This window comes from Catenibacterium sp. RTP21428st1_D7_RTP21428_210409, from assembly GCF_040227455.1.
GTDB classification, from domain to species: Bacteria; Bacillota_I; Bacilli_A; order Erysipelotrichales; family Coprobacillaceae; genus Catenibacterium; species Catenibacterium mitsuoka_A.
Genome location: NZ_JBEHVX010000023.1, coordinates 21,680 through 27,892, shown reverse-complemented (window position 1 = coordinate 27,892; position 6,213 = coordinate 21,680). Strand labels below are relative to the sequence as shown.

General features: G+C 34.4%; 9 protein-coding genes. 6 read left to right on the top strand and 3 right to left on the bottom strand.

All coding sequences use genetic code 11. From position 1 onward, the window contains the following. Positions 1-88 precede the first annotated feature (88 nt). From ABUA27_RS05200 to ABUA27_RS05190, 3 genes are read left to right on the top strand one after another with little or no spacing between them, the layout of a single operon-like run. A complete protein-coding gene (locus ABUA27_RS05200; protein ID WP_129981053.1) occupies positions 89-982 on the top strand; it encodes a glycyl-radical enzyme activating protein in 894 nt (297 codons plus the stop codon). Positions 983-1,010: 28 nt separating this feature from the next. Continuing rightward, positions 1,011-1,766, top strand: coding sequence for a DeoR/GlpR family DNA-binding transcription regulator (locus ABUA27_RS05195; RefSeq protein ID WP_129981052.1), 756 nt, complete (start codon positions 1,011-1,013; stop codon positions 1,764-1,766). A 43-nt stretch (positions 1,767-1,809) separates the two neighbouring features. Further along, entirely contained in the window at positions 1,810-2,007 is a 198-nt protein-coding gene (locus ABUA27_RS05190) for a hypothetical protein (protein ID WP_192924000.1), read from the top strand. 50 nt (positions 2,008-2,057) lie between these two features. Here the strand turns inward: ABUA27_RS05190 and ABUA27_RS05185 are convergent, their stop codons facing one another. Beyond that, complete coding sequence (locus ABUA27_RS05185; RefSeq protein WP_349820359.1) at positions 2,058-2,849, bottom strand: metallophosphoesterase; 792 nt, start codon at positions 2,847-2,849, stop codon at positions 2,058-2,060. 115 nt (positions 2,850-2,964) lie between these two features. On the opposite strand from ABUA27_RS05185, the gene ABUA27_RS05180 reads away from it, so the two are divergent. The 3 genes from ABUA27_RS05180 to rbr all read left to right on the top strand — a co-directional run bounded on the left by ABUA27_RS05180 (position 2,965) and on the right by rbr (position 4,643). Beyond that, positions 2,965-3,570 (top strand): PTS sugar transporter subunit IIB, encoded by a 606-nt coding sequence (locus ABUA27_RS05180; protein ID WP_349820358.1) that lies wholly within the window; start codon positions 2,965-2,967, stop codon positions 3,568-3,570. A 76-nt stretch (positions 3,571-3,646) separates the two neighbouring features. Beyond that, on the top strand, positions 3,647-4,066 hold the full coding sequence (locus tag ABUA27_RS05175; protein ID WP_129981049.1) for a Fur family transcriptional regulator: 420 nt from the start codon (positions 3,647-3,649) through the stop codon (positions 4,064-4,066). Then, complete coding sequence (gene rbr / locus ABUA27_RS05170) at positions 4,059-4,643, top strand: rubrerythrin (protein WP_129981048.1); 585 nt, start codon at positions 4,059-4,061, stop codon at positions 4,641-4,643. Before ABUA27_RS05175 ends, rbr begins: the two co-directional genes overlap by 8 nt. 68 nt (positions 4,644-4,711) lie before the next feature. On the opposite strand, the gene ABUA27_RS05165 is transcribed toward rbr, so the two are convergent. Both ABUA27_RS05165 and ABUA27_RS05160 read right to left on the bottom strand, forming a co-directional pair. Next, the gene (locus ABUA27_RS05165) at positions 4,712-5,545 is read right to left on the bottom strand and encodes a bifunctional 5,10-methylenetetrahydrofolate dehydrogenase/5,10-methenyltetrahydrofolate cyclohydrolase (RefSeq protein ID WP_129981047.1); all 834 of its coding nucleotides are present in this window, start codon (positions 5,543-5,545) and stop codon (positions 4,712-4,714) included. Next, positions 5,539-6,171, bottom strand: a complete 633-nt coding sequence (locus ABUA27_RS05160; RefSeq protein ID WP_129981046.1) for a cyclodeaminase/cyclohydrolase family protein — start codon at positions 6,169-6,171, stop codon at positions 5,539-5,541. Before ABUA27_RS05160 ends, ABUA27_RS05165 begins: the two co-directional genes overlap by 7 nt. Positions 6,172-6,213: the final 42 nt, after the last annotated feature.

The following is a 6,213-nucleotide window of genomic DNA, read 5'->3' as shown; positions in this document are numbered from 1 at the left end:
ATTATCTTAAAATTAGAATGTACAATCAATAATGAATCGATAGAGTTCATTAACTGATTACGTACATATTATACGAGAGGGATATGATATGGAAGGAATTATATTTAATATACAGAAATTTAGTATTCACGATGGACCTGGTATTCGTACAACAGTGTTTTTTAAAGGATGTCCATTAAGATGTGAATGGTGTGCTAATCCTGAGAGTCAGGCAGTGAGTCCTCAGGTTTTATACAATAATGAGAAATGTCTTCATTGTGAAACATGTGTACATACCTGCCCTAAAGGGGCTATAAAGATGGAGGATGGCTTGATTCGAATTGATCATAAAACATGTGATCATTGTATGAAATGTGTCAAAGCCTGTCCTGGGAAAGCCTTAACGCAGGAAGGTGAAGTAAAGACAGTAGAAGAAGTTGTTGATATCTGTATGCAGGATATTGATTTCTATGAAGAATCTAATGGTGGTGTGACTTTATCTGGTGGAGAAGCTATGGTGCAATATGATTTCATGATGGCTCTTGTCCATGCATTAAAAGAAAAAGGACTTCATCTTACGATTGAAACAACAGGTATTGTGGATCATGAGAAGTTTAAGAAAGCAGCTCCGTTATTTGATCTCTTATTATTTGATGTGAAGCAGGCTGATCCAATGAAACATAAGAAGGGAACACATGTCACAAATGAAGTCATTCAAAAGAACTTCAAATGGGCTATTGAACAGGGTCTTAATGTATTACCTAGAATACCTGTTATTCCTGGCTTTAATGAAACATTAGAAGATGCGAAAGAACTAGCAACATGTATTAAAGAAGCAGGTGCAAAAGAGGTACAGCTTCTTCCATTCCATCAATTTGGTGAAAATAAATATAAACTACTTGGTAAAGACTATAAGCTTCATGAAGTAGAAGCATTACATCCTGAAGATTTAGTGGATTATCAAAATGAGTTCATCAAGTGTGGGTTGAATTGTTTCTTCTAGATTAATATAATAAGTGCGGAGGTAATCTATGAAAGACCGCTATAACAAAATATTAGAACTACTTACAAAAGAAAAGAAAATAGAAGTCAATGAATTATCTCAAATACTTGGGGTATCCAATGTCACTATCCGTAAGGACTTAGATGCACTTGAAGAAAAAGGGATTATTAAAAGAGGACATGGCTATGCCATCCTTGCGAATAAGGATGATATCAATGGACGCTTAGCTTATCATTATGAAATAAAGAAAAGAATTGCACAAAAGGCTTCAGAACTTATTCATGATGGAGATACCATTATGATTGAAAGTGGGAGCTGCTGTGCGATTCTTGCAGATACAATCGCATCAGAAAAACTAGATGTCACTATTGTGACTAACAGTGCTTTTATTGCAGGATATATTCGCGATAAAAAGAATACCAATGTGATTCTTCTAGGTGGTGCTTACCAGAAAGATTCACAGGTTATGGTAGGACCTATCGTGGCACAATGTGCTCAAAATTTCTGTGTTGATCAGTTATTTATTGGTGCTGATGGTTATAATCCTCGTGTAGGTTTCACAAATAGTGATCATTTGCGTGCACAGGCTGTTAGAGATATGGCTGAACAGGCAGAACATATTATTGTCTTAACTGAAAGTGAAAAGTTCAATTCACATGGTGTCGTACCTCTTCAGTTAAAAGAACGTATTGATACAATCATTACTGATGATCATATTCCCGAAGATATCAAAACACATTTGTTGTCAGAAAATAAAACATTACTAACTATAGAAAATGAGTGATTAGTTGTTTATTCTAACTAATAAATACAAGGGGTGATGAATAATGAAGGATAAATTTGAACCAATACCAGATCCAACACCAGAGCAAGGCTTTGAAGGTTTATATGCCGGGACTATAGAAAATGGTTCAGAGTATGAACCAGGAGAATATTTTTATGATTTGCGTGGTTTGTCAAAATATTTACGAGAAAATCATCTAAGTCGACCAACAGAAGAAATATTAGCAATGTTTAGAAAATAATTAGTATCTATTTAGATAAACGAATAAACGGAAGGGAGTTCCCTTCCGTTTTACTTTAAGTCTTTTATAATACGTTGTAATTCTCCTGGCTGACCATCTTTATAAGGTATCTTATAAGATGTCCCATCTGTTAAGCATAAACAATTTAATTGTCCTTTATCTGCCACAGCGAGTCCACCATCAATACCAATCTTATTATGATAATCAGGATCGTACCAGATATTAAAAGAATGATCATCATTCACATAACATAAAGGCGTATGACCAAATATATAAGTATATTCAGGATTACATGGATTCATATAGAAATATTCTCTAATCCAGGCAAGTAATTCAGGATCACTATCTTCTATATTGATTACCTCAGGATCCACTCCTGCATGCACCATCACATAATGCTTGCCCTGATAATCAAGTTCTATATAGTTAGGTAGACTATCAATAAAATCAATAATTTCCTGTACAAACTCTTTCTTTATATCAAAATATTCCTCATAAGGAATAGAATCTTTCTGTAAGAACTCTCTTATACTATTTACAGTACCTGTGGCACCATTCTGTTTCCATAAACGATATGCATTATTCAAATCAGAATCTAAATCATTATATTTTAAGCTGGCTGCTAAAGATTGTCTCATCATGATTTCATGATTACCCTTGATCATATGAACATTAGGCATTGCTTTCACAAAGTAATATATATCAATTGAATTAGGACCACGATCCATAATATCACCTAGGATATATAACTCATCTTCATCAGTGAATTGAATCTTATTGAGCATCAGCTGCAATAACACAAATTGTCCATGTAAATCAGACATGACAAAAATTCTCTTCACTAATACTCACCTGCCTCTCAAATACATTTTATCATACACAAAAAGGAATGCAAAACAGAACATAATCATCAAAAAAAATAGTTGAATTATGATATGATTATTATAGGTGAGGGATATGGATGAATTTTATCAAAAGACCTATTTGATGATTGTTTTTAAATGGTCTTATTACTATACAAGAAAGAATATGAAAAATGTCAGATGTGACATTATTGAAGACACTAAAGATTATCATACTGTACGTTTTTATTTAAAGAATCGTGTCGCTTTTTTAACTGTCTGGCATAATGGCATAATAGAAGAACAAATCACAGATGAAGAAGGGAAAGAAATCTATTTCTATCTCCATTATACTTTAAAGAACTTATCCCAGTTTTTATTTTATTATAGAGATTTTATGGTTGTCTTTTTAAGAGATGCAGACCCTAAACGTGTGAAAGTAGGGATTGTAGACCAGGATGGTTTTTCTTCTAGTTATTTAATTAGTCTAATGAAAGAAAGTCTGACAATAGAAAAATCTAATCTAGAAGTAGAATCAGTGAGTCTTTCTTCATTAGAAGAAGTAGAAGGAGATTATGATGCACTTTATTTATCTCCCTCAGTCATGCATTTAAAAGGGGATATAGAGTCCATTGTCTCTGTTCCTGTGTATGTAATTGATCCTCTTGTTTATGCAACCAATGATTTCTATACACTTATACATACAATTTTGTCAAAATAATGCATCTGGCTTGCATTCTTACTAGTAAATAGTATACTAATAGTAGTAATCATTACTGATTAGGAGAGGAGGACATATGGCGGAGACAAAACTTAGAAGATCTAAGCGGCGAGATACGATATATGATATGCTTGTGAATGATCATACGCATCCTACAGCAGAAGTTATTTATTCTCATGTAAGAAGAAGCATTCCGGATATATCACTAGGTACTGTTTATCGTAATCTGAATGTTTTAGTCGAAAATGGGTATATCAGAAAATTAAATATAGATGGTGTGACTGTACATTACGATGGTAATGTGACACCACATCATCATATGGTATGTTCAAAATGTGGAAAGATTGTGGATATACATATTCCACATGGTGCATTTGATGAACTTGTTCATGATATAGAAGAACTAGATCAAGTACGCCTCACACATGTTGATATGTTATTTCAAGGAGTCTGTAATGATTGTAAGAATATGAAGGAGGATAAAGAAGATGTCTAATTTAAAAGGAACTGAAACATTAAAGAATTTAATGGCTGCATTTGCAGGTGAATCACAGGCAAGAAATCGTTATACTTTCTGGTCTAGTATTGCGAAAAAAGAAGGTTATGTAGAAGTGTCTAAAATCTTTGAAGAAACAGCTAACCAGGAAAAAGAACATGCGAAACGTTTGATGAAACTTATGAACACTGCTGCTCAGGGAGAAACATTACCTGTTGCTGGTGAATTCCCAGTATTAATGGGGACAACTGTAGAAAACTTAAAAGCTGCAGCTGCTGGTGAAAACGAAGAATGGACACATATGTATCCAGAATTTGCTAAGAAAGCTGAAGAAGAAGGATTACCTGAAATCGCAGCTATCTTAAGAGCTATCGCTATGGCTGAAAAGATGCATGAAGAAAGATACTTAAAACTTGCTAAACAGATTGAAGACGGCACAGTATTCAAGAAAGATCATAAAGTACTATGGAAATGTAACAACTGTGGATTTGTAGTAGAATCTTTAGAAGCTCCTACAGTATGCCCAGCTTGTAACCATCCACAGGCTTACTTTGAAGAATACAAATTCTTTGAATAATATAATTGTGTGCAAAGACAGCGAAAGCTGTCTTTTATTGTACGAAAAAAAGACCTCGAAAGAGGTCTTTAACGCATTTTAGCTGCCTGGATTAAATGTTTTGCAAGTACTGCAGTTGTGATGGTACCAACACCACCAGGAACAGGTGTAGCGGCAGAGGCTTTGCCATCAAGAGTCGAATAGTCTACATCACCACATAACTTACCATTATCATCCACATTGATTCCTACATCAATCATCACGGCATCCTGTCCACAATAATCACTATTTAACATCTTTGCACGTCCTGCAGCTGCAATCACAATCTCTGCATCAGAACATGTCTTCTTTAAATCAACAGTTCTTGTATGAGTCATAGTTACTGTCGCATTCTCTTTAAGAAGCAGCATAGACACAGGTTTACCTACAACCATACTTCTTCCTACAACAGTCACTCTTTTACCTGTTAACTCAATATCATATGCCTTTAATACTTCAATAACTGCTTCTGCAGTACATGGAGAAAATCCAGTTGTATCTCCCGCAAACACCTTCGCAATATTAATAGGAGAAATACCATCTAAATCCTTTTTAGGATCAATCATATTTTCAATATCTTTTTCATTAATAGTACGAGGAAGTGGTCTTAATAATAAGATTCCTGTCACTTCATCATCTTCATTAATATCTTTAAAAGCATTCTTGAAGTCTTCATCACTGATATCCTGTGGGAAAACATAAGAAGCCACATCTAAACCAAATGACTTTAATTTCTTAGTTGCACCACGCTCATAACTCATATCATCAGGATTTTCTCCTACTCTCACAATCGCAAGCTTAGGTACAAAAGATAATGTTTCTAACTCTTTTGATACATATTCTTTAATCCCATCAGAAACCTTTTTTCCTCTTAACTCTAACATGACGCTCCTCCTAACTTTTTAATAACACTATTAGTTATTTCATCTGCAAGCAGTTGCCCTTCAACTAATAGCTTCTCAGCACGTTTATTCATCTTCTCAGCCATTTCTCTATTCTTCATAGACTTCGTATTAATATAGACATTCATAATAGAACCAGTCAACGCACTACGCAAACATTGTACACCAACACCTACATCACTGATTGCCATCACTGAACCTTTCTCATTTAAAGTAGAAAATAACTTTAAAGACTGATAACTTAAATCCATGATCTGTAATGGTACAAGAGATGCATCCAATAAACATGACTCCATCACAAACTCTTTATGTTTCTTTTCTTCCTCAGTATTCTTAGGAAGTCTATAAGCCTCTGCAAGAGGCTTGAAGTTTTCTGCATCATCATCTACAGAAGTTACAAGCTTCTTCTTTAAGTCTTCTAACTTCTCTATGATTTCTCTTATTTCATCTTCTACATCTTTATATTTCTTCTTACCTACAGTTAAGTTACCTACCATGAGTCCTAAAGCACATCCAATAGCGCCTACTAGTCCTGAAGCACCTCCACCACCAGGAGTAGGTGAAGATGAAGATAACTCATCTAAGAAGTCTTTAATCATTTCTTTCATTTATAACTCCTTCATATGAAAAGACACGAGAATCTCGTGTCT

Excerpts from the sequence above, each read along its gene's own strand:
- ABUA27_RS05200 (WP_129981053.1), top strand. The coding sequence starts at position 89 with ATGGAAGGAATTATATTTAATATACAGAAATTTAGTATTCACGATGGA.
- ABUA27_RS05195 (WP_129981052.1), top strand. The coding sequence starts at position 1,011 with ATGAAAGACCGCTATAACAAAATATTAGAACTACTTACAAAAGAAAAG.
- ABUA27_RS05190 (WP_192924000.1), top strand. The coding sequence starts at position 1,810 with ATGAAGGATAAATTTGAACCAATACCAGATCCAACACCAGAGCAAGGC.
- ABUA27_RS05180 (WP_349820358.1), top strand. The coding sequence starts at position 2,965 with ATGGATGAATTTTATCAAAAGACCTATTTGATGATTGTTTTTAAATGG.
- ABUA27_RS05175 (WP_129981049.1), top strand. The coding sequence starts at position 3,647 with ATGGCGGAGACAAAACTTAGAAGATCTAAGCGGCGAGATACGATATAT.
- rbr (WP_129981048.1), top strand. The coding sequence starts at position 4,059 with ATGTCTAATTTAAAAGGAACTGAAACATTAAAGAATTTAATGGCTGCA.
- ABUA27_RS05165 (WP_129981047.1), bottom strand. The coding sequence starts at position 5,545 with ATGTTAGAGTTAAGAGGAAAAAAGGTTTCTGATGGGATTAAAGAATAT.
- ABUA27_RS05160 (WP_129981046.1), bottom strand. The coding sequence starts at position 6,171 with ATGAAAGAAATGATTAAAGACTTCTTAGATGAGTTATCTTCATCTTCA.